The organism is Neisseria sp. HMSC061H08 (genome assembly GCF_001836795.1).
Lineage (GTDB): Bacteria > Pseudomonadota > Gammaproteobacteria > Burkholderiales > Neisseriaceae > Neisseria > Neisseria subflava_A.
In genome coordinates this window covers 153,857-175,338 of sequence record NZ_KV830588.1, presented here as the reverse complement: position 1 = coordinate 175,338, position 21,482 = coordinate 153,857, and the positions used below count along the sequence as shown (strand labels likewise).

At 51.7% G+C, this 21,482-nt stretch carries 19 protein-coding genes and 1 riboswitch; of the genes, 18 read left to right on the top strand and 1 reads right to left on the bottom strand.

Annotation, left to right across the window (positions count from 1 at the left end; translation table 11 throughout):
- Window positions 1-53: 53 nt before the first annotated feature.
- The 4 genes from HMPREF2675_RS09835 (at window position 54) to HMPREF2675_RS09820 (ending at window position 3,807) form a co-directional block, all read left to right on the top strand.
- Window positions 54-398: a CidA/LrgA family protein gene (locus HMPREF2675_RS09835; protein WP_070814944.1), complete on the top strand. Its 345-nt coding sequence runs from the start codon at window positions 54-56 to the stop codon at window positions 396-398.
- 5 nt (window positions 399-403) lie between these two features.
- Entirely contained in the window at window positions 404-1,096 is a 693-nt protein-coding gene (locus HMPREF2675_RS09830; protein ID WP_107792257.1) for an LrgB family protein, read from the top strand.
- Between the two features lie 42 nt (window positions 1,097-1,138).
- Window positions 1,139-2,359: a bifunctional glutamate N-acetyltransferase/amino-acid acetyltransferase ArgJ gene (gene argJ / locus HMPREF2675_RS09825; RefSeq protein ID WP_070814942.1), complete on the top strand. Its 1,221-nt coding sequence runs from the start codon at window positions 1,139-1,141 to the stop codon at window positions 2,357-2,359.
- Between the two features lie 77 nt (window positions 2,360-2,436).
- Entirely contained in the window at window positions 2,437-3,807 is a 1,371-nt protein-coding gene (locus HMPREF2675_RS09820) for a chloride channel protein (RefSeq protein ID WP_079453746.1), read from the top strand.
- Window positions 3,808-3,881: 74 nt separating this feature from the next.
- On the opposite strand, the gene ubiB is transcribed toward HMPREF2675_RS09820, so the two are convergent.
- The gene (gene ubiB / locus HMPREF2675_RS09815; protein WP_070814939.1) at window positions 3,882-5,393 is read right to left on the bottom strand and encodes a ubiquinone biosynthesis regulatory protein kinase UbiB; all 1,512 of its coding nucleotides are present in this window, start codon (window positions 5,391-5,393) and stop codon (window positions 3,882-3,884) included.
- A gap of 206 nt (window positions 5,394-5,599) precedes the next feature.
- Window positions 5,600-5,697: riboswitch (glycine riboswitch) on the top strand.
- A gap of 210 nt (window positions 5,698-5,907) precedes the next feature.
- Between ubiB and gcvT the strand changes: the two genes are divergently transcribed.
- From gcvT to rho, 14 genes are all read left to right on the top strand, one after another.
- Window positions 5,908-7,008: a glycine cleavage system aminomethyltransferase GcvT gene (gcvT, locus tag HMPREF2675_RS09810; protein ID WP_070814937.1), complete on the top strand. Its 1,101-nt coding sequence runs from the start codon at window positions 5,908-5,910 to the stop codon at window positions 7,006-7,008.
- Between the two features lie 147 nt (window positions 7,009-7,155).
- On the top strand, window positions 7,156-7,695 hold the full coding sequence (locus tag HMPREF2675_RS09805; protein WP_141759974.1) for a hypothetical protein: 540 nt from the start codon (window positions 7,156-7,158) through the stop codon (window positions 7,693-7,695).
- A gap of 36 nt (window positions 7,696-7,731) precedes the next feature.
- The gene (gene gcvH, locus HMPREF2675_RS09800) at window positions 7,732-8,130 is read left to right on the top strand and encodes a glycine cleavage system protein GcvH (protein WP_036492952.1); all 399 of its coding nucleotides are present in this window, start codon (window positions 7,732-7,734) and stop codon (window positions 8,128-8,130) included.
- A gap of 107 nt (window positions 8,131-8,237) precedes the next feature.
- On the top strand, window positions 8,238-8,789 hold the full coding sequence (locus HMPREF2675_RS09795; RefSeq protein ID WP_070814933.1) for a DNA-3-methyladenine glycosylase I: 552 nt from the start codon (window positions 8,238-8,240) through the stop codon (window positions 8,787-8,789).
- 237 nt (window positions 8,790-9,026) lie between these two features.
- Window positions 9,027-10,322 (top strand): AAA family ATPase, encoded by a 1,296-nt coding sequence (locus tag HMPREF2675_RS09790; protein ID WP_070814931.1) that lies wholly within the window; start codon window positions 9,027-9,029, stop codon window positions 10,320-10,322.
- Entirely contained in the window at window positions 10,292-10,804 is a 513-nt protein-coding gene (locus tag HMPREF2675_RS09785; RefSeq protein ID WP_210399860.1) for a hypothetical protein, read from the top strand. Before HMPREF2675_RS09790 ends, HMPREF2675_RS09785 begins: the two co-directional genes overlap by 31 nt.
- 120 nt (window positions 10,805-10,924) lie before the next feature.
- Complete coding sequence (gene gcvP, locus HMPREF2675_RS09780) at window positions 10,925-13,777, top strand: aminomethyl-transferring glycine dehydrogenase (protein WP_070814929.1); 2,853 nt, start codon at window positions 10,925-10,927, stop codon at window positions 13,775-13,777.
- 223 nt (window positions 13,778-14,000) lie between these two features.
- Entirely contained in the window at window positions 14,001-14,810 is an 810-nt protein-coding gene (gene thiD / locus HMPREF2675_RS09775; protein WP_070814927.1) for a bifunctional hydroxymethylpyrimidine kinase/phosphomethylpyrimidine kinase, read from the top strand.
- 111 nt (window positions 14,811-14,921) lie between these two features.
- Window positions 14,922-15,341 (top strand): OsmC family protein, encoded by a 420-nt coding sequence (locus HMPREF2675_RS09770; protein ID WP_049348121.1) that lies wholly within the window; start codon window positions 14,922-14,924, stop codon window positions 15,339-15,341.
- Window positions 15,342-15,601: 260 nt separating this feature from the next.
- The gene (locus HMPREF2675_RS09765; RefSeq protein ID WP_003748847.1) at window positions 15,602-16,315 is read left to right on the top strand and encodes a GntR family transcriptional regulator; all 714 of its coding nucleotides are present in this window, start codon (window positions 15,602-15,604) and stop codon (window positions 16,313-16,315) included.
- A gap of 72 nt (window positions 16,316-16,387) precedes the next feature.
- Window positions 16,388-17,167 (top strand): DeoR/GlpR family DNA-binding transcription regulator, encoded by a 780-nt coding sequence (locus HMPREF2675_RS09760; protein ID WP_070814925.1) that lies wholly within the window; start codon window positions 16,388-16,390, stop codon window positions 17,165-17,167.
- Window positions 17,168-17,272: 105 nt separating this feature from the next.
- On the top strand, window positions 17,273-18,961 hold the full coding sequence (locus HMPREF2675_RS09755) for a glutamine--tRNA ligase/YqeY domain fusion protein (RefSeq protein WP_070814923.1): 1,689 nt from the start codon (window positions 17,273-17,275) through the stop codon (window positions 18,959-18,961).
- An 83-nt stretch (window positions 18,962-19,044) separates the two neighbouring features.
- Complete coding sequence (locus tag HMPREF2675_RS09750; RefSeq protein WP_070814922.1) at window positions 19,045-19,947, top strand: DMT family transporter; 903 nt, start codon at window positions 19,045-19,047, stop codon at window positions 19,945-19,947.
- Between the two features lie 244 nt (window positions 19,948-20,191).
- Window positions 20,192-21,451, top strand: coding sequence for a transcription termination factor Rho (gene rho / locus HMPREF2675_RS09745; protein ID WP_070814920.1), 1,260 nt, complete (start codon window positions 20,192-20,194; stop codon window positions 21,449-21,451).
- Window positions 21,452-21,482: the final 31 nt, after the last annotated feature.

The following is a 21,482-nucleotide window of genomic DNA, read 5'->3' as shown; positions in this document are numbered from 1 at the left end:
GATTAATAAATTTTTTGAGGCCGTCTGAAAAAGGATAAGGAGAAACCGGCTTAATGAATATTATTCGTGCCTTATTGGTGGTATTGGGTTGCCTGGCTTTGGGCGAGGCAACCGTTTGGATTTTGGGTTTGAAGCTGCCGGGCAGCATTGTCGGCATGGCTTTGCTGTTTGCCGCGCTTCAGGCAGGCTGGGTCAAATTGTCTTGGGTGGGAGAGCTGGCAGACATTTTGATGGTAAACCTGACTTTGTTTTTGGTGCCGCCTTGCGTGGCCGTCATCAGCTATTTGGATGTGATTGCAAACGACTGGTTTTCGATTTTGACGGCCACAATCGGCAGTACGATCTGCGTATTGTTGGTGACCGGCAAAGTGCATGAGTGGGTCAGGAGGTGGATGTGATGAACATAGACGGGCTGTTGCGTATGCCCTCGGTCATGTTGTTCCTGACTTTGGCCGTGTATGCTTTGGCGGTGCAGATTCGGGCGCGCACGGGGAATGTGCTGTGTAATCCGGTATTGATCAGTACGCTGGTGTTGATGGGTTATTTGAAGGTATTTGCCATCGATTACGAGCTGTACCATTCTGCTTCGCACTTTATTGATTTTTGGTTGAAACCGGCAGTCGTGTTGCTGGCGGTGCCGCTTTATCGAAATTGGGACCGTATCCGCAGCCAGTGGTTGCCGGTGGTGTTGTCACAGTTGGCGGGCAGCGTGACAGGCATTGTTACAGGCGTGTATTTTGCCAAATGGCTGGGCGCTTCGCGCGAAGTGATTCTGTCGCTGGCTTCCAAATCGGTGACCAACCCGATTGCGATCGAAATCACGGCGTCTATCGGCGGTATTCCGGCGATTACGGCGGCAACGGTGATTATTGCCGGACTTTTTGGACAGATGGCCGGATATAAAGTGTTGAAAGGGACGTTGTATATGCCTTCTTCAGTGGGAATGTCTTTGGGTACGGCCTCACATGCGATGGGTATTGCGGCGTCTTTGGAATACGGCCGCCGTATGGCCGCATATGCCGGCTTGGGCTTGACGCTCAACGGCGTATTGACGGCGGTATTGGTGCCTATCTTGATTCCCTTATTGGGCGTATAGCGTTTAGGCCGTCTGAAAATAGTGTAAACAGGAGAAAATGATATGGCTGTAAATTTGACTGAAAAACGTGCAGACGAATTGTTGGAAATCGACGGCATCCGTCTGTTTACAGGTCGTGCCGGCATCAAGCAACAAGACCGCGACGATTTGACGCTGATGGTGTTGGGCGGCGGACATACGGTGGGCGCGGTGTTTACGCAAAACCGTTTCTGCGCCGCGCCGGTGCATATCGCCAAGTCGCATCTGTTTGACCAAGACGGTGTGAGTGCCTTGGTCGTTAATACGGGCAATGCCAATGCGGGTACCGGCGCGCAAGGCCGTCTGGATGCGATTAAAGTGTGTGCGGCCGTGGCGGAACAGGTCGGCTGCCAATCCAATCAGGTGATGCCGTTTTCGACCGGCGTGATTTTGGAGCCGCTACCTGTGGATAAAATCGTGGCCGCTTTGCCGCAAGTGCGCCCTGCATTCTGGTCGGACGCGGCGCGTGCCATCATGACGACGGATACTGTACCGAAAGCCGCTTCACGCACAGGCTTGGTCGGCGAGAAACACACAGTCCGCGCTACCGGTATCGCCAAAGGTTCGGGCATGATTCATCCGAACATGGCGACCATGTTGTCGTTTATCGCCACCGATGCCAAAGTGTCCCAACCGATTTTGCAACTGATGACGCAAGAAATCGCAGACGAAAGTTTCAATACGATTACCGTGGACGGCGATACCAGCACCAACGACAGCTTCGTCATTATGGCGACAGGCCGTTGCGGTCAGAGCGAAATCGACAATACGGCCGATCCGCGCTATGCCCAGCTTAAAGCCTTGCTCGGTTCGCTGGCATTGGAATTGGCGCAGGCGATTGTCCGTGATGGCGAGGGCGCGACCAAGTTCATCACGATTGAAGTGCAAAACGCGAAAACCCGCGAAGAAGCGCGCAAAGTGGCTTATGCCGTCGCCCATTCGCCTTTGGTAAAAACCGCGTTCTTTGCCTCCGACCCGAACTTGGGCCGTCTGTTGGCCGCCGTCGGCTATGCCGGTATTGAAGGCTTGGATGTCGATGCTTTGAAAATGTGGCTGGATGACGTGTTGGTGGCCGAAAACGGCGGCCGTGCGGAAAGCTATACCGAAGAGGCAGGGCAAGCCGTGATGAACCGTCCGGAAATCACCGTCCGCATCGATTTGCAACGCGGCGATACGGAGGCGGTCGTCTATACCTGCGATTTGTCGCACGAGTATGTGTCGATTAACGCGGATTACCGTTCTTAAAAACCTTTATCCTTGTGTTCAGACGGCCTTTGAGAAAAGCATCAAGGCCGTCTGAACACATTGACTGCATGCCTATTATGAAATTTCCACAGACTTGGGCGGCGCGCCTCGCCCACAAAATCCGCCAAACCAAACGCCTGTCGAAAAAAAGCATGGCTTTTCTGTTTTTGCTGGCAGGCTCGGCGCTGGTTGCCCTGACGGCTTTGCTGTTTGCGCGTTTGGCGGATTTAGCTTTGGAATGGAATGCCTTGTTGGTAGGGAAATATCCGTGGTTTGCATGGGTGGCCTTGCCGCTGGGCTTGCCGCTTTTGGCGTGGTTTACGCGCAAATTTGCGCCGTACACTTCCGGCAGCGGAATTCCGCAGGTCATCGCTTCGTTGTCTTTGCCGTATGGCGCGCAGAAAACCCGTCTGATTCGTCTGGGCGAAACCTTTTTTAAGATTCCGCTGACGTTTTTGGGCATGATTTTGGGGGCGTCGATCGGCAGGGAAGGGCCGTCTGTACAAGTGGGCGCGGCGGTCATGAACGCTTGGGGCGCGTGGTGTAAAAAGCACGGGCTGGCGTTTAGAGGCATGCAGGAAAACGATTTGATTGCCGCAGGCGCGGCCGGCGGTTTGGCGGCAGCGTTTAACGCGCCTTTGGCCGGCGTGGTGTTTGCCATCGAAGAATTGGGGCGCGGCGTGCTTTTGCGTTGGGAGCGCCAAATCCTGATGGGCGTGTTGGCAGCCGGTTTCATTCAAGTGGCGATACAGGGCAACAACCCGTATTTTTCAGGGTTTCAAGGGCATGAGCTGCCAAACATGCTGATGTGGGCTGCAGTGTCGGGCATCGTCTGCGGTGTGGCAGGCGGATTGTTCGGCAGCTTTTTGTATCGCGGCGCGGCGGCATTCGCACCGGTGCGCTGGCGCAGTTTCATCCGCCGTCATTTGTTGGTAGTCGCCTTTGTAATGGGCATTTTGCTGGCGCTGCTCGGTACGTTTTATCAAGGCAAAACCTATGGCACGGGCTATCACGAAGCCGCCGCCGCACTCAAAGGCGCGTATGAAGCGCCGTTTGGCTTGGCCGCCGCAAAATGGGCAGCGACTGTGTTCAGCTATTGGGCGGGCATTCCCGGCGGCATCTTCACACCGTCGTTAACCATCGGCGCGATGATAGGCGAACACATGGCTTCTTTCGCACAACTGGGCGACGCATCCAATGTCGCGGTTTTGCTCTGCATGGCCGCATTCCTTGCCGCCGCGACCCAATCGCCGTTGACCGCCGCCGTGGTGGTAATGGAAATGACAGGCGGACAAAATTTACTGTTTTGGATGTTGCTGACTTGCATCTTCGCTTCGCAAGTCTCGCGCCAATTCTCGCCGCATCCGTTTTACCATGCCGCAGGTTTGCGCTTCAGACGGCATATCGAAGCCGAAAGCGGACATGTTCAGCACGAGAAAAAAGAATAGGTCGGCATATAAAAGGCCGTCTGAAAATCGATTTCAGACGGCCTTTATTATGTCGTTTAAAGCTGTATTTCAGTTTACTTAAACAGCAAAATCAGCAACAAAACAACCGCAATCACACCCAGCCACAGGCTTTGGCGTTGCTGTACTTTGACCAGATGCACATAGGCATCGCGCATTTCCTGTTGGCGGTTTTCATCAACCAGCGCGCTGATTTTGCGCGGCAGGGAAGGGATGATTTGCGCCCAGTCGGGGGCTTCGTTTTTGAGATTGCGCCAAAGGGCTTTGGGGCCGACCTGTTCGTTCATCCAGCGCACCAAAAACGGTTTGGCGGTTTTCCACAAATCCAAATCGGGATCGAGTTGGCGACCCAAGCCTTCGATGTTAAGCAGCGTTTTTTGCAGCAATACCAGCTGCGGTTGGATTTCGACATTGAAGCGGCGGCTGACTTCAAACAGGCGCATCAGCACCAAGCCGAAGGACATTTGCGAAATCGGTTTGTTGAACACAGGCTCGCACACGGCGCGGACGGCGGCTTCCAATTCTTCCGCGCGCGTGTCGGCAGGTACCCAGCCTGATTCGATGTGGGCGGTGGCGACACGGTGGTAATCGCGGTTGAAGAAGGCGAGGAAGTTGATGGCGAGATAGCGTTTGTCGTAATCGGTCAGCGTGCCGACGATGCCGAAATCGAGGGCGATGTAACGGTTGTCGGCGGCGACCAAAATATTGCCGGGGTGCATATCCGCATGGAAAAAGCCGTCGCGGAATACTTGCGTGAAGAAGATTTCCACGCCGTAATCGGCAAGTTTGTGCAAATCGATGCCGTCGGCTTTGAGTTTGGCGATATCGGATACCGGCGTGCCGTCCATCCATTCGATGGTCAGCACATCGCTGGTGCAGTAGTCGTAAAACACCTTCGGCACAATCAGCATATCGCTGTTTTGGAAATTGCGTCCGAGCTGGCTGGCATTGGCGGCTTCACGCATCAAGTCCAATTCGTCGTGCAGGTATTTGTCAAATTCGGCCACCACTTCGCGCGGCTTTAAACGCTTGCCGTCTGAAAACAAACGCTCCACCCAGCCTGCACCAAAGCGCATCAGCGACAAATCCTGTTCGATAACGGGCAAAAGGTTGGGGCGCAAGACTTTCACGGCGACCTGTTCGCCCGAATGCAGGCGGGCTTTGTGTACTTGGGCGATGGACGCGCTGGCGACAGGCTCGGTTTCAAATTCCGCGTATAAAGTGTCGATGGATTGGCCCAGCGATTTTTCGATTTGCGAGCGTGAAAGCTGCGCGTCAAACGGCGGCACTTTGTCTTGCAGCCTTGCCAGTTCGACCGCGTAATCATGCGGAATCAAATCGGGACGCGTGGACAATACCTGTCCGAATTTGATGAAAATCGGCCCCAGGCTTTCCAACGCCAAACGCAGGCGTACGGCAGGCATCTCGTGTTTGAACTTGGACGACTGCGGCAGCATATTGAGGAAAGTCCGCGCCCAACCCGGACGGACCAGCGAGGCAATCAGCTCGGCAAGGCGGTAGCGGTAGAGCGTGCAGAGGATGGTTTTAATGCGTTTGAGGCGGTTCATGATGGACGCGGATAAATCGAAAAAACAGAATTATATAGGAAAAACGGGTAAGGGCTTCAGACGGCCTGAGACTTTTGCAAAAACATTTGCCGCATAGCTAACAATTTTATAAAGGCTCAAGTTTTGCCGCCCCAATAAAAAGACGGATATTCACATCATAAATATTCGTCGGCTACTTGCCCAAACCGCCGATTCAAGCCATAATCGGGAAATGTGCAGGAGAGTGTTACACCCAACTACAATGTAACCACCGAAGGCGCAGACACCCTTAAATCGCTCAGGTATCAGGGACTGCACATTGAAACAAACAATCTGGAGAGCGGCGTTGAAATAACGTCCACCGAAGGGGAGAAGGCCGTCTGAACCACCATTCAGACAACCGCGCAAAGCAGTGAGCAGACTGGTTTGCCATCCAGCGGATACGGCCGAAAATCTCAGGTTCAAGGACAGATAGGGTCATCCGCGCACAGGTGCGCGGGCGGCATCTGAACAAAAAATCCGGAGAAACTTGAGAATGACTGCTCTGAAAACCACCCCGTTTTATCAAGCCCATCAAGATGCAGGCGCGAAGCTGGTAGATTTTGCCGGCTGGGAGCTGCCCATCCATTATGGTTCGCAAATCGCCGAACACGAAGCCGTGCGCACCGACGCCGGTATGTTTGACGTATCCCATATGCTCGTTACCGACGTAGCAGGCGCAAATGCCAAAGCCTTTTTCCGCAAATTGATTGCCAACGATGTCGCCAAACTCGCTTTTGTCGGCAAAGCCCTTTATTCCGCTTTGCTCAACGACAACGGCGGCGTGATTGACGACTTGATCGTTTACCGCACCAACGAAGCCGAAACCCAATACCGCATCGTGTCCAACGGCGCGACCCGCGAAAAAGACACGGCTCAATTCCACAAAGTTGGACAAGAGTTTGGCGTTGCCTTCAATCCGCGCTACGACCTCGGTATGCTTGCCGTACAAGGCCCTAAAGCCATCGAAAAACTCCTGACCGTCAAACCCGAATGGGCGGACGTGATTCACGGCCTCAAACCGTTCCAAGGCGCGGATTTGGGCAACGACTGGTTTGTCGCCCGCACCGGCTACACTGGCGAAGACGGCGTCGAAGTCATCCTGCCCGGCACCGAAGCCGTCGTATTCTTCAAAGCCCTGCAACAAGCCGGCGTACAGCCCTGCGGCCTCGGCGCGCGCGACACCCTGCGCATGGAAGCCGGCATGAACCTCTACGGCAACGATATGGACGACGACACCAGCCCGCTCGAAGCAGGCATGGGTTGGACCGTTGACTTGAAAGACGAAAGCCGCGATTTCGTCGGCAAAGCCGCCTTGCTGGCATTGAAAGAAAAAGGCGTTGCCGTGAAACAGGTCGGCCTGTTGCTCGAAAAAGGCGGCATCCTGCGCGCGCATATGGAAGTGTTGACCGATAAAGGCCAAGGCGAAACCACCAGCGGCGTATTCTCTCCAAGCCTGAAACAATCCATCGCCATCGCCCGCGTACCGAAAGACTTTGACGGCGATACCGCCAAAGTGCTGATGCGTGGCAAAGAAGTGGACGTACGCGTACTGAAGCTGCCGTTTGTGCGCAACGGTCAAAAACAGTTTGATTAATATCGGTTCAGACGGCCTTTATTTGTTAAGGGCCGTCTGAAAGCAGGTTTTAAGGAATTGTTATTTCCTATGAAAGCAACCTTTGGCAGTTTATTGTTGTTATTAATGTTATCGGCTTGCGCTTCGTCTGCCGGCGAGCGCGGATTGATGTTTTTCGATACAGAAGGAAAATCCCGTACTGCAACATTTATGAAAACTGTCGGCGGCAATGGAAAGATTGCCGGCGAGGTGATGATAGATGGGGAATATGCTCTTGATATTATCCGCATGAATGATGATTTGAGTATTGCCGTGCAAGATAATAAGGGTAGAAGCCGTGCTTCCGACCTGAAATCATTGTCGCAAACGAAATCATTTACCCTGTTTGCGTTCAGCCGTTATGCGGGCACAGTTGAAGTGGATAAAGTATCGGCTGTTACAGGCATTTGTGCAGATTACCGCAGCAAAGGCCTGAAGGTTGCCGTTGCAGACAATATGAGATCCAAACAAGGAATCATTGTATTCCGTGCAAGCGGAGTAATGGCAAGTAACAAGCGCAAGATAAACGAAGCATATTTGGATTATTCTGCATCCCCTAAACTTCCTTCCGCTCAAAAGCAAAAATTGGAACAAGATAAAAACAATATGATTGCCGTCCATTACGGACGCTTGGAAGAATTAATCGCACGAGGTATCTGCGCACGCTAAGCTGTGCAGATGCCGTCTGAAAATAACCCTCTATCAATGGAGTATCAAACCATGAGCAACATCCCAGCAGAACTGAAATACGTTGCCAGCCACGAATGGCTGCGCCTTGAAGAAGACGGTACCATCACCGTCGGCATTACCCATCACGCGCAAGAGCTGTTGGGCGACATCGTGTTTGTCGAGCTGCCTGAAGTCGGCGCAAACCTGGCTGCCGAAGAGCAAGCCGGTGTGGTTGAGTCTGTAAAAGCCGCATCTGACGTGTACGCGCCGATTGCAGGCGAAGTCGTTGCCGTTAACGAAGATTTGCCAAGCGCTCCGGAAACTGCCAACAGCGATCCTTACGGCGCAGGCTGGTTCTTCAAAATCAAACCTGCCAACCCTGCCGATTACGACGGTCTGCTGACTGCCGAACAATACGCAGGCGAAGTAGCTTGATTTTTGCAAACATCCAAACAGGTTTTTCATCTGTTTGATATTGCAGGTCTTAGGTCGTCTGAAAAATGCTTTCAGACGGCCTTTGTTTCAATTTTTCCTTAGTAAACATGAATTACTGCGAATTTGTCGCCACGCTTCCTGACGATACGGACAACCCCAACAAACATTATCACGACACGCAATACGGTTTTCCGATTGAGGATGACAATGAATTGTTTGAGCGGCTGGTGTTGGAAATCAATCAGGCAGGATTGAGCTGGACGTTGATGCTAAAGAAGCAGCAGGCATTTCAGACGGCATTTAAAGGTTTTGACATCGATACGGTCGCCGCATTTGACGAAGCCGATATTGAGCGGTTGCTTGCCGATGCAGGCATCGTCCGCAACCGCCTGAAAATCAACGCAGCCATTTATAACGCGCGACAAATCAAACAAATACAGCAAGAATACGGCTCATTCAAAAACTGGCTCGATGCGAACCATCCGCTCGACAAGGCTGAATGGGTGAAACTGTTTAAAAAATATTTCAAATTTGTCGGCGGCGAAATCGTCGGCGAATTTCTGATGAGTACCGGCTACCTGCCCGGCGCGCATATTCAAAGCTGTCCGGTTTATCAAGAAGTTTTAGAATGCCGCCCGAAATGGGCAGAGGTCGTCTGAAAACGGGTTTTGGGCAAAATCTGTTTTCAGACGGTCTCTAAAGCAGCAGTCGAACAAATACATGCAATGGGGTGGGATATAGGGTATTTGTGGAGAGGCTGGAGAAGTTTTTGAAGGAAGAGGTTTTTTTGTGAGTTACTGGTTTTGTTTGAATACATTTTTTATGGAGTAATTTCTCCGTTGTTATAATGTAGATATTTCTCCGGTGAGAATGGAATATTCGAAAGGTATATACAAATGCTTCAAAAGATCCATATACAAAATTTTAAAAGTTATAAAAATCAGGATTTACACCTTGCTCCATTGACTTTGATGATTGGTGCAAATGCCTCTGGTAAAAGTAATGCGATTGAAGCTTTTAGATTTTTATGTTGGTTGGCTGGCGGTCAGAAATTATCGGTTTTACAAAATGCAGTTAATGATTCAGAAAAAATTATTCGAGGGAATGTATGGGAGTTGTTTTACCCTGAGTCAGGCTCCTTTGTTTTAGGGGGTACTACGGATGATAAAGCATGGAATACTTTCGAAGTGGAGTTGGATTTAAGAAATAATGAAGAGTTACATATAAAGCAGGAGAAAATCATTGCTGTTGATGAGAAAGTGCCTTTGTATGAAATTAAGCAAATATCGAAGGGTTTGGGAACAGATGTCAGCGTGGCATACAATAATTTTGCTAATGGAGGAAAAAAACCTCAAATTCGCTGTACAGACCAAATTACTATCATGAATCAACTATCCGGTCCGGCACCGTTTGCGGCAAAAGATAAAAAAGCGCAAAAAGAAATTCCAAAAATTACTAATAGATTTCAAGAATTACTTAGTAATACCTTATTTTTAGACCCTGTCCCATATTTAATGAGAGAAGATAGTTATCCGAATAGAAGGCTTCAGGGGAATTGCTCGAATTTGTCCGGTGTGCTTTATACGTTATGGGAAAATGAAAAGAATCGGCCTGCTATTCTTGATTTCATAAAAAGTTTGCCAGAGCAGGATATCAAAGATATTCGATTTTCAAAAAATGGTAGGGGGGAAGTCTACTTGGAATTGGTTGAAAATTTTGGAAATCAAGAACGAAGTCAGTCTGCCGGATTACTTTCAGATGGTACTTTGCGTGTCTTGGCTATTGCCGCCGCTTTGTTGTCAGTTCAGGAAGGTTCGACTGTTGTAATAGAGGAGGTTGATAATGGAATTCATCCTTCAAGGGCAAAACAGTTGCTGGAAACTATGCAAAGACAAGCAGAGAAAAGAAAAATCAGATTATTGCTTTCAACTCATAATCCTGCCCTGATGGATGCACTTCCTGATAATGCGTTAGGTGATGTGGTCTTTTGTTATCGCGATATGAACGAAGGGGACAGCCGTTTAATTAAACTATCTGACTTATCCGATTATCCTGAGTTAATTCTGCAGGGTAAGTTGGGAGGATTGGTCACAAAAGGTATTGTTGACCGTTTTGTGAAAAATCCTGTTGATAAGGAAGAGAAAAAGCGGAAGGCTTTAGTATGGCTGGAAAATATCAAGGGGAATTCGTGATGAATTCGATATGTATTATTGATACCAGTATTTTCTTGAATATTTTAGACGTACCTAGTCGGAATAATGATAAGGAAAGAGTGATCAGAGATTTCGAAGAATATATTCAATCAGAGCAAGTATCATTTTTTTTACCTATGGCTACTGTTTTGGAAACAGGAAATCATATTGCTCAAAATGGAGATGGTACTGTGCGGAGAAAAACGGCACAGAGATTTTGTGATGAGGTCTGTAAAGCTATAAAAGGAGAAGCTCCTTATCAGATTAGTAATTTTCCAGATACGGGAGAGATATTGGATTGGTTGGCTGAATTTCCTGATTCGGCAGGTAGAAATAAGACTCCTAGTAGAAATGAAGGAACAAGTTTTGGAGATTTAAGCATCATCAAGGAATATGAGAAAGCCAAATCCAAATTTCCTATGAGTGAAATTTGGATTTGGTCTCTTGATAGTGATTTGGAAAATTATCATTGCAGGCAATAAACTCACATAACCAATCCAGTGAACCCTACCTTTCAGACGACCTCCCGAATCCAAACGTCGTCTGAAACATCAAAACACCTGCCCTTCGCGGCAGCTTCCTACAACACCGAAGGAGTAGAAATGAAACTATCTGAATTGTTCAACCCGAACGAATTTGCCGCGCGCCATTTGAGCTTTGGCGACGAGGCTGCGCTTTTGGAAGCGCTCGGCGAGAAGAGCATGGATGATTTTGTCGGCAATACCGTGCCGCAAAGCATCCGTATGCCGTCCGAACTCGATTTGCCCGAAGCTTTGACCGAGGCGGACGCGTTGGCGAAATTGAAAGGCATTGCGTCGAAAAACGTGATCAACAAATCCTATATCGGTTTGGGTTATTACCCGACCCGCGTGCCGAACGTGATTTTGCGCAACGTATTGGAAAATCCGGGCTGGTACACCGCCTACACGCCGTATCAGGCGGAAATTGCCCAGGGTCGTTTGGAAGCTTTGTTGAACTTCCAACAAGTGTGTATCGATTTGACCGGTTTTCCTGTGGCAGGCGCGTCTTTGCTGGACGAGGCAACTGCCGCGGCGGAAGCGATGGCGATGGCGCACCGCGTGGGCAAAGTGAAATCCGAGCGTTTCTTTGTGGATGCGCGCGTGTATCCGCAAACTTTGGACGTGATGAAAACCCGCGCCAAATATTTCGGCTTTGAGCTGGTGGTCGGCGATTTTGCCCAAGCGGATGAAGGCGAATACTTCGGCGCGCTGTTCCAATACGTCGGTAAAGACGGCGACGTGCAAGACTTGCAGGACGTTATCGGCCGTCTGAAAACAAAAGGCACAATCGTGGCCGTTGCCGCCGACATCATGAGTTTGGTTTTGCTGAAATCTCCGGCCGAGTTGGGCGCGGATATTGCTTTGGGCAACACCCAGCGCTTCGGCGTACCGATGGGCTTCGGCGGTCCGCACGCTGCTTATTTCGCGTTTAAAGACGAGTTCAAACGCTCCGCTCCAGGCCGCATCATCGGCGTATCCAAAGACGCATCGGGCAAACCTGCCTTACGCATGGCTTTGTCCACCCGCGAGCAACACATCCGCCGCGAAAAAGCGACATCCAATATTTGTACCGCACAGGCATTGCTGGCGAACTTGGCCGGCATGTACGCCGTTTACCACGGCCCCGAAGGCGTAAAACGCATTGCCAACCGCATTCACGCGCTGGCTTCTGCCTTTGCCGACGCGCTGGTTTCAGACGGCCTGAATGTGGTTTATAAAGTCTTCTTCGATACCGTTACCGTTGATTTCGGCAGTAAAGAGAAAGCGGACCAAGTGTTCGCCGCTGCTTTGGAGTCGGGTTACAACCTGCGCCGCGTCAACGATACTCAAGTTGCGGCTGCATTCCATGAAACATCGGCATACGAAGATTTGGTTGATTTGTACCGCGCGTTTACCGGCAAGGATACGGCTACATTTGCCGATGACGTCAAAGGCCGTCTGAACGCCGAGTTGCTGCGTCAGGACGATATTCTGCAACATCCCGTGTTCAACCGTTACCACACCGAACACGAAATGCTGCGCTACCTGAAAAAACTCGAAGACCGCGACTTGGCGATGAACCGCAGCATGATTTCGCTCGGTAGCTGCACCATGAAGCTCAATGCGACTGCGGAAATGTTGCCGATTACTTGGGCAGAGTTCACCGACATCCACCCCTACGCCCCCAAAGACCAGGCCGCAGGCTACCGCGAACTCTTGACCGACATGGAAAACAGCCTGAAAGCCATCACCGGCTTTGATGCGATTTCCTTCCAGCCCAACTCCGGCGCGCAGGGCGAATACAGCGGCATGCTCTCCATCCGCCGCTATCAAGAAGCCAACGGCGAGGGACACCGCAACATCTGCCTGATTCCTAAATCCGCCCACGGCACCAACCCTGCGACTGCCGCCATGCTTGGTTTGAAAGTCGTCGTCGTCGATACCGACGAACACGGCAACGTCAACATCGATGATTTGAAAGCCAAAGCCGAGCAACACCGCGACGCTTTGTCCGCCATCATGATTACCTACCCGTCCACCCACGGCGTGTACGAAGAAGGCATCCGCGACATCTGCCGCATCATCCATGAAAACGGCGGACAGGTTTACATGGACGGCGCCAACCTCAACGCCCAAATCGGCATCATGCAGCCTGCGGAGGTCGGTGCGGACGTGTTGCACATGAACCTGCACAAAACCTTCTGCATCCCTCACGGCGGCGGCGGCCCGGGCGTCGGCCCTATCGGTTTGAAAGCCCACCTCGCTCCGTTTGCACCGGGACACGCTTTGACCGACACCCACAGCGCCAGTGCCGACCAAACCGCCGTTGCTGCTGCGGCCTTCGGTTCTGCGTCCATCCTGCCGATTACTTGGATGTACCTGACCATGATGGGCAAACAAGGCATGGAACAGGCAACACGCTGGGCGTTGCTCAACGCCAACTATGTCGCCAAACGCTTGAGCGAAGATTATCCGATTCTGTATGCAGGCAAAAACGGCCGCGTCGCACATGAATGTATCGTTGATTTGCGTCCGCTCAAAGCCGAAAGCGGCATCACAGAAACCGACATTGCCAAACGCCTGATGGACTACGGCTTCCACGCTCCGACGGTTTCCTTCCCCGTTGCCGGTACGCTGATGATTGAGCCGACCGAGAGCGAAAGTAAAGCCGAACTCGACCGCTTCATCGCCGCCCTGAAACAAATCAAACAGGAAGTGCTGAAAGTCGAGCGCGGCGAATGGCCGAAAGAGGATAATCCGCTGGTGAACGCTCCGCATACCGCCGCCGACGTAACCGGCGAATGGGCGCACCCGTATTCCCGCGAAGAAGCCGTCTTCCCGTTGCCGTTCGTCCGCGAACACAAATTTTGGCCGAGCGTGAAACGTTTGGATGAGGTCTATGGCGACCGCAATCTGGTTTGCTCCTGCTTGCCGATTGACGCATACGAAGAATAAGCCTGAATAGGTTTAACATTGAACAGGCCGTCTGAAAATGAAAATAGTTTTCAGACGGCCTTTTGTTTGTTAAGATATTCCGCCCGAGAACGTACGTTTGTTTTGGGTAAAACAACAAATAAGGCTTTCGGAAAGATAAACGGCGCGCCTTTGTTTGCGGATAAAACCAAAACGGCTTTCAACAACGATAAGCAAAAGGCCGTCTGAAAAACAGGAGGACACGATGGACGAACTTTTTATTCAAACGCTGACGATTGCCGGCTCCGATTCCGGCGGCGGCGCAGGCATACAGGCGGATTTGAAGACATTTCAAATGCGTGGCGTGTTCGGTACCAGCGTACTGACCGCGGTTACCGCACAAAATACTTTGGGCGTATCGGCGGTGCATCCGATACCGACCGACATGATTGCCGCGCAGATTGCCGCGATTCAGGAGGATTTCCACATCCGCGCTTATAAAATCGGCATGCTGGGTACGGCGGAAATTATCGAATGCGTGGCGGAACAAACGGCCGAATGCGACTTCGGCAAACGCGTGTTGGACCCGGTCATGATTGCCAAAGGCGGCGCGCCGTTGTTGGAAAACTCAGCCGTCGAAGCCATGAAACGCCTGTTGCTGCCGCATACGGACGTCTTGACGCCCAATCTGCCCGAAGCGCAGGCCTTGACGGGCATCAATATTGAAAACCGCCAAGATGCGGAACGTGCCGCCAAAATTCTTCAGGATTGGGGCGTAAAAAATGTGGTGATTAAAGGCGGCCATCTTGCCGACAGCCAAAGCGAATATTGCACCGACTGGCTGTTTACGCCAAATGAAACCATCGAGCTAAACAGCAAACGTTTCCCAACGCCGCATACGCATGGTACAGGCTGCACGTTTTCTGCCTGCATTACTGCCGAGTTGGCAAAAGGGTTTAGTGTTCCCGAGGCGGTTCAAACGGCAAAAAACTATATTGCCGCCGCCATTTCCCATCCTTTGGGCATCGGGGCAGGGCACGGGCCGGTCAATCATTGGGCGTATCGGGACGAATAATGCGTTTAGGCCAATTGTAATTGATTGTATTTTTCAGACGGTCTGACTAGGTTTATCACTTGAAATTGTTTACAATATCAGATTAATGCTTTTACGGATAAAAAAGACACCATGCAAGTTACCTCAAAATGGATAGACGGAATGTGCTTCGTCGGTACAACGGCAAACGGACACAGCGTTGTGATGGAAGGCGCGGCGGCTGAAGGCGAAGTCAAGCGCGGCCCCAGCCCGATGGAAATGCTGTTGTTGGGTGTGGCAGGCTGTTCCAGCATCGATGTGGTGATGATTGCCGAGAAACAACGCCAAAAAATCACCGACTGCCGTGCCGAAGTGACTGCCAAACGCGCCGACACCGCGCCGCGCGTGTTTACCGAAATCCATATCCATTTCAAAGTGTATGGTCGGGATTTGCAAGAAAGCGCGATTGAACGCGCCGTACAGATGTCTGCCGAAAAATATTGCTCCGCATCGATTATGCTGGGCAAAGCGGCAAAAATGAGCCACAGCTTCGAAATTGTCGAAGCAGAATAGGGCGGTTTTCAAGGAAAAAGCCGGAGCGTGAACCGGCTACCCACAAAAAAAGCAGATATATTCACGCATTAACATGAATATATCTGCTTGCTTTTTATTCCTTTTTTTCTCTCTCTATCAGCCTTTATAACTTGGCTTGTTGACCTCATTGTGCAAGTTTCGTTTAACATTGTCAACAATTTTTAATTATATTTTAACCAACCCTGAAATATGCAGGTCTGCAAGTCATTGCGCCTCAACACAAATACTGGGGAAACATTATGGATTACGAAAATAATACTAACGTTGCGCCTGCAACTTCATCGCTTATTTTGGAAGAACGTCACGATTCCGAGCTTTTCCGCGTGTACGCATTGATTTTGGACGGGATTACCGACCATCTGCTGCTGCCGGGCAAAAAATTGACCGAGTCCGAGCTGTGCCGGCAAATGGTTTGCTCGCGTAATACCGTGCGTGGCGCATTATCGCTTTTGGCGCACGACAAAATCGTCGATTTGCAGCCCAACCGCGGCGCATTTGTCCATGTGCCGGACTTGAAAGAAATGAAAGACGTGTTCAACACGCGTATCGAAATGGAAAGCATGATTCTGAGCGTCCTCATCGATATGCCTGATTTGGAAACGCGCCTGCAACCGCTTTACGCCATGATTGAGCAAGAGGGTGCAGCCTCCGAAAGCGGCGACCGCGTGGGTTGGAACCGCCTGTCCAATGCCTTCCATGTCGAATTGGCGCGGCTGTTGGACAACGACGTCCTGTTTGAAATCATGAATACCTTGTGCGCGCGTTCTTCACTGATTGTGGCCGTTTCCGATCCGCTTCGCAAAGAAAAGCGCACCATCAATTCCAATTCGCACCATGAACACCGCGAAATTCTCGATTTATTGGTGGCCGGCAAACGCAACCGTGTGACCAAAGTCATGCGCCGCCACTTGAGCGCGTGCATCGAACGCTTGGAACAGAAACTCGAAATGTAATCGGTTTGACAATAACAAGGCCGTCTGAAATATTCAGACGGCCATTGGTTTATCCCTGCAAAGCAAAATGCCATGAAACCCAAAATCCAAAGACACGAACATATCCTCACCCTTATCCGCGAACATAACTTCATGACGGTGGAAGAGTTGGCGGCGAATTTGGATGTGACGCCGCAAACCATACGCCGCGATGTGCAGGAATTGAGCGAAACCGGACAGCTCAAACGCTATCACGGCGGCGCGTCTTTGGGCGACGTTTCAGTCGTAACGGCAGGGCAGGAGCGGCGCAACCATCAACAGCAGGAAAAAAACGCCATTGCCCGGCTGATTGCTTCCAGCATTCCCGACAATGCCTCGCTCTTTATCAGCATCGGCACAACCATGGAAGCCGTCGCCGCCGAGTTGGTCAGACAGCGTAAAAACCTGCGGATTATCACTAACAATATCTACGCTGCCTCCATCACTGCGGCGCGTACCGACTACACGGTCATCATCGCTTCCGGCGTGGTCCGCCCGTTGGATGGCGGTATTACCGGCGTGGCGACCGTCGATTTCATCAACCAATTCAAAGTCGACTATGCCATCATGAGTACCCACGGCATAGAAAACGACGGCTCGCTTTTGGATGACGATTACAAGGAAGTCAGCGTCATGCAGGCGATGGTGAACAATGCCCGCGTGCGCTATCTCGGCGTCGACCACAGTAAATTCAACAGCAATGCCTTGGTCCGACTGGGCGATATCGGCGCATTCGATAAGTTGTTTACCGACCGCACACCATCCGCCGCCATGCAGAAAACCCTAAACGAGCGCGGCGTGGCGTGGCAGGTTGCCGACCCTGTATCAAAGTAGCCAAGTCGGGTACAATTGAGCCATCATTCCATTCCTTTCAGACGGCCTGATTGAATGCCCAGGCCGTCTGAAAACAGAAAATCATCTTTCCATCAAAGAAATATTATGTTGAATAAAGACCAATTCGCGGACAACCACTTTATCCGCACCATCATCGAAGAAGACCTCAAAAGCGGTAAGCATACAGCCATCCAAACCCGTTTCCCGCCCGAGCCGAACGGCTACCTGCACATCGGCCACGCCAAATCCATCTGCCTGAACTTCGGTTTGGCTTATATTTACGACGGCCTGTGCAACCTGCGTTTCGACGATACCAACCCCGAAAAAGAAAACGACGAATACGTCAACGCCATCAAAGAAGATGTCGAGTGGCTCGGTTTTCATTGGGCGGGCGAACCGCGTTTCGCTTCCAATTATTTCGACCAGCTTTACGATTACGCCGTCGGTTTAATCAAAGACGGCAAGGCCTATGTCGATGATTTGACGCCCAAAGAAATGCGCGAATACCGCGGCACGCTGACTGAGGCGGGCAAAAACAGCCCTTATCGCGACCGCAGCGTCGAAGAAAATCTCGACCTGTTCACGCGCATGAAAAACGGCGAATTTCCAGACGGCAGCAAAACCCTGCGCCTGAAAATCGATATGGCATCAGGCAACATCAATATGCGCGACCCCGTCATCTACCGCATCCGCCGCGCCCATCACCACAACACCGGCGACAAATGGTGCATCTACCCAATGTACGACTACACGCATTGCATTTCCGATGCCATCGAAGGCATCACGCATTCCTTGTGTACGCTCGAATTTGAAGCCCACCGTCCGCTGTACGACTGGGTGCTGGACAACATCCCCGCGCCGCACGCCACCCGTCCGCGCCAATACGAGTTTTCCCGTTTGGAGCTTCTGTATTCCATCACGTCCAAACGCAAGCTGAACCAACTGGTTTCAGACGGCCATGTTTCCGGCTGGGATGACCCGCGTATGCCAACGATTTCCGGTATGCGCCGCCGCGGCTACACGCCCGAAGGTCTGCGCCTGTTTGCCAAACGCGCCGGTATTTCCAAATCTGAAAACGTGGTCGATATGAGCGTGTTGGAAGGCGCGATTCGCGAAGAGTTGGAAAACTCTGCGCCGCGCCTGATGGCGGTTTTGAATCCGCTTAAAGTCACCCTGACCAACTTTGAAGCCGGCAAAACCCAAAGCCGCCGTGCCGCGTTCCATCCGAACCACGAAGAAATGGGCGATCGCGAAGTACCTGTTTCCCAAACCATCTACATCGAAGCCGACGACTTTGCCGAAAATCCGCCCAAAGGCTTCAAACGCCTGATTCCCGGCGGCGAAGTGCGTTTGCGCCACGGCTATGTGATCAAGTGCGATGAAGTAGTAAAAGACGAGGCAGGCAATGTGGTTGAACTCAAGTGCAGCATCGACCACGATACCTTGGGCAAAAATCCCGAAGGCCGCAAAGTCAAAGGCGTGATTCACTGGGTTTCCGCTGAACACGCCGCCGAAATCAAAGTCCGCCTCTACGACCGCCTCTTTACCGTCGAGCGTCCCGATGCCGTGCGCGGCGAAGACGGCAACTACCTGCCGTTTACCGATTTCCTCAACCCTGAATCCATCAAGGAAATCACCGCCTACGCCGAGCCTGTCGCAAAAGATTTGCCGGCGGAGAGCCGTTGGCAGTTCGAGCGCATCGGCTATTTCGTCACCGACCGCAAAGACCACAGCAAAGACACGCCGGTGTTCAACCGCACGGTAACGCTGAAAGATTCTTGGCAGCCTAAGTAATCTGTTTGCAGTCGCTATATTGAAGGCCGTCTGAAAACGTGAAATCCGGTTTTCAGACGGCCTTTGTCGATAAAAGGGATGAGATGGAACGTTATTCTGTACATTTGAAACTGCTGGGAATGGCGGTGTTGTGGGGTGCGTCTTGGCCGATGGGGCGGATGCTGGGGCAGTCGCTGCCGCCGCTGACGGGCGGGGCGGTTCGGTTTGTCTTGGCTTCGGTTTTGTTGTTGGGCTGGTTGTTTGCGCGCAGTAGGTTCGCGACTTTGGCGGCTTTGTCGGCGCGGCAATGGCTGGGTTTGACGGCAGCCGCTTCCGTCGGCGTGTGCGGCTATGCGGTGTTTTTTATGCTGGGTTTGCAGACTATGCCGGCAGGCAAGGCGGCGGTGGTCGTGGCGGTGAATCCTGTGTTGACGCTGCTGTTGGCAACTTGGTTTTTCGGCGAGCGTCTAAACGCGAAGATTTTGGCGGGTATGCTGCTGGCGGTCGGCGGTGCCATTATGGTGGTAACGCAAGGGCAGCCGTTGACGGTATTGTCGGGCGGCATCAAGGCGGGGGAGTGGCTGATTTTCGGCTGCGTGGTCTGTTGGGCGGCTTATACCTTAATCGGTCGCGCGGTTTTGCGCGGGATAGATGCGCTGACGGTAACGACGGCAACGTCGTTCATTGGTGCGTTGATGTTGTCGGTGGTGGCGTTGTGGACGGACGGAATACCGTTTGAGGCGATAGCGGCAATGGATGGGCGCGGTTGGACGGCCTTGGCGTGGCTGGTCATCGGTGCGACGGTATTGGCCTATGCGTGGTATTTCGAAGGCGTAAAGACTTTGGGTGCAGGCAGCGCGGCGGCGTATATTACGCTTGTGCCGATTTTCGGTGTGCTGTCTTCGGCGTGTTTTTTGGGCGAACCGCTGCATATTTCGTTGGTTGCGGGCTGTGCGGCGGCAGTCGGCGGCATGACGCTGATGCGGTACGGGCAGAGGGCCGTCTGAAGTTGGGTAAATACTCGGATTTTGGGCGATGGGGTTGCGATTGCCAAGCTGTTGCCGGCCATAATCTTATTGCAGGGTAAGATTATGGTCTCGGTTCAGTGTTCGATTTAAAAATTTGACACCCTGCCTCCAACTGCCTAAAATTCAACTTTCTCAAAAATCTACCGTATCCTGCGGCACGATTTCATACTTTCAGACGGCCTGTGTGCCATCTCTCTGATACCATCCAAAATATATCAATACTATGCACGTTTCAGAACTCCAAACCCTCCACATTTCCAAACTCTTGGAAATGGCAGAAGAACATGGCATTGAAAACGCCAACCGTTTCCGCAAACAAGACCTCGTTTTTGCCATCGTCCGCCAGATGATGAAGCAGAATGTCAGCTTTACCTGCTCGGGCACACTTGAAATCCTGCCCGACGGCTTCGGTTTCCTGCGCAGCGCAGATACTTCTTATCTTGCCGGCCCTGACGATATTTATGTTTCGCCCACGCAAATCCGCCGCTTCAATCTGCACACCGGCGACACCATCGAAGGCAGCGTGCGCGTACCCAAAGACAACGAACGCTATTTCGCACTTGTCCGCCTCGACACCATCAACGGCGATCCGCCCGAAGTCTGCAAACACAAAATCCTCTTTGAAAACCTTACGCCTTTATTCCCAACCGAACAATTCAAACTCGAGCGCGACATCAAAGCCGAAGAGAATCTGACCGGCCGCGCCATCGACTTGGTTTCCCCGATCGGTAAAGGCCAACGTGCATTGTTGGTGGCGCCGCCTAAAACCGGTAAAACCGTAATGTTGCAAAACATTGCCCACGCCATTACCGCCAATTATCCTGATGTCGAGCTGCTTGTCCTGTTGATTGACGAGCGTCCGGAAGAAGTGACCGAAATGAGCCGTTCTGTACGCGGCGAAGTGGTTTCCTCTACGTTTGACGAACCTGCGCAACGCCATGTACAAGTGGCCGAGATGGTGATTGAAAAAGCCAAACGCATGGTCGAACACAAAAAAGACGTAGTCATCCTGCTGGATTCGATTACTCGTTTGGCACGCGCCTACAATACCGTCGTGCCGACTTCGGGCAAAATTCTGACCGGTGGTGTCGATGCCAACGCTTTGCATCGTCCGAAACGCTTTTTCGGCGCAGCGCGTAATGTGGAAGAGGGCGGTTCGCTTACCATTATCGCGACAGCGCTTGTTGAAACCGGCAGCCGCATGGACGACGTGATTTACGAAGAGTTCAAAGGCACGGGCAATATGGAATTGCACCTTGACCGCCGCATGGCAGAAAAACGCCTGTTCCCGGCCATCAGCATCAATAAATCCGGTACGCGCCGCGAAGAATTGCTGGTGCCGAACGATCAGTTGCAACGTATGTGGCTCTTGCGTAAATTCCTGCATCCTATGGACGAAATCGAAGCGACCGAGTTTTTGGTGGGCAAACTCAAAGACTCTAAAAATAACGACGATTTCTTTGAATTGATGCGCGGTAAATAAGCATAAGGCCGTCTGAATATGTTTCAGACGG

Excerpts from the sequence above, each read along its gene's own strand:
- HMPREF2675_RS09760 (WP_070814925.1), top strand. The coding sequence starts at position 16,388 with ATGAAACCCAAAATCCAAAGACACGAACATATCCTCACCCTTATCCGC.
- HMPREF2675_RS09765 (WP_003748847.1), top strand. The coding sequence starts at position 15,602 with ATGGATTACGAAAATAATACTAACGTTGCGCCTGCAACTTCATCGCTT.
- HMPREF2675_RS09795 (WP_070814933.1), top strand. The coding sequence starts at position 8,238 with ATGAATTACTGCGAATTTGTCGCCACGCTTCCTGACGATACGGACAAC.
- HMPREF2675_RS09770 (WP_049348121.1), top strand. The coding sequence starts at position 14,922 with ATGCAAGTTACCTCAAAATGGATAGACGGAATGTGCTTCGTCGGTACA.
- rho (WP_070814920.1), top strand. The coding sequence starts at position 20,192 with ATGCACGTTTCAGAACTCCAAACCCTCCACATTTCCAAACTCTTGGAA.
- argJ (WP_070814942.1), top strand. The coding sequence starts at position 1,139 with ATGGCTGTAAATTTGACTGAAAAACGTGCAGACGAATTGTTGGAAATC.
- HMPREF2675_RS09785 (WP_210399860.1), top strand. The coding sequence starts at position 10,292 with ATGGCTGGAAAATATCAAGGGGAATTCGTGATGAATTCGATATGTATT.
- HMPREF2675_RS09805 (WP_141759974.1), top strand. The coding sequence starts at position 7,156 with ATGTTTTTCGATACAGAAGGAAAATCCCGTACTGCAACATTTATGAAA.
- thiD (WP_070814927.1), top strand. The coding sequence starts at position 14,001 with ATGGACGAACTTTTTATTCAAACGCTGACGATTGCCGGCTCCGATTCC.
- HMPREF2675_RS09750 (WP_070814922.1), top strand. The coding sequence starts at position 19,045 with ATGGAACGTTATTCTGTACATTTGAAACTGCTGGGAATGGCGGTGTTG.
- HMPREF2675_RS09755 (WP_070814923.1), top strand. The coding sequence starts at position 17,273 with ATGTTGAATAAAGACCAATTCGCGGACAACCACTTTATCCGCACCATC.
- gcvH (WP_036492952.1), top strand. The coding sequence starts at position 7,732 with ATGGAGTATCAAACCATGAGCAACATCCCAGCAGAACTGAAATACGTT.
- gcvT (WP_070814937.1), top strand. The coding sequence starts at position 5,908 with ATGACTGCTCTGAAAACCACCCCGTTTTATCAAGCCCATCAAGATGCA.
- gcvP (WP_070814929.1), top strand. The coding sequence starts at position 10,925 with ATGAAACTATCTGAATTGTTCAACCCGAACGAATTTGCCGCGCGCCAT.
- HMPREF2675_RS09820 (WP_079453746.1), top strand. The coding sequence starts at position 2,437 with ATGAAATTTCCACAGACTTGGGCGGCGCGCCTCGCCCACAAAATCCGC.
- HMPREF2675_RS09790 (WP_070814931.1), top strand. The coding sequence starts at position 9,027 with ATGCTTCAAAAGATCCATATACAAAATTTTAAAAGTTATAAAAATCAG.
- HMPREF2675_RS09835 (WP_070814944.1), top strand. The coding sequence starts at position 54 with ATGAATATTATTCGTGCCTTATTGGTGGTATTGGGTTGCCTGGCTTTG.
- ubiB (WP_070814939.1), bottom strand. The coding sequence starts at position 5,393 with ATGAACCGCCTCAAACGCATTAAAACCATCCTCTGCACGCTCTACCGC.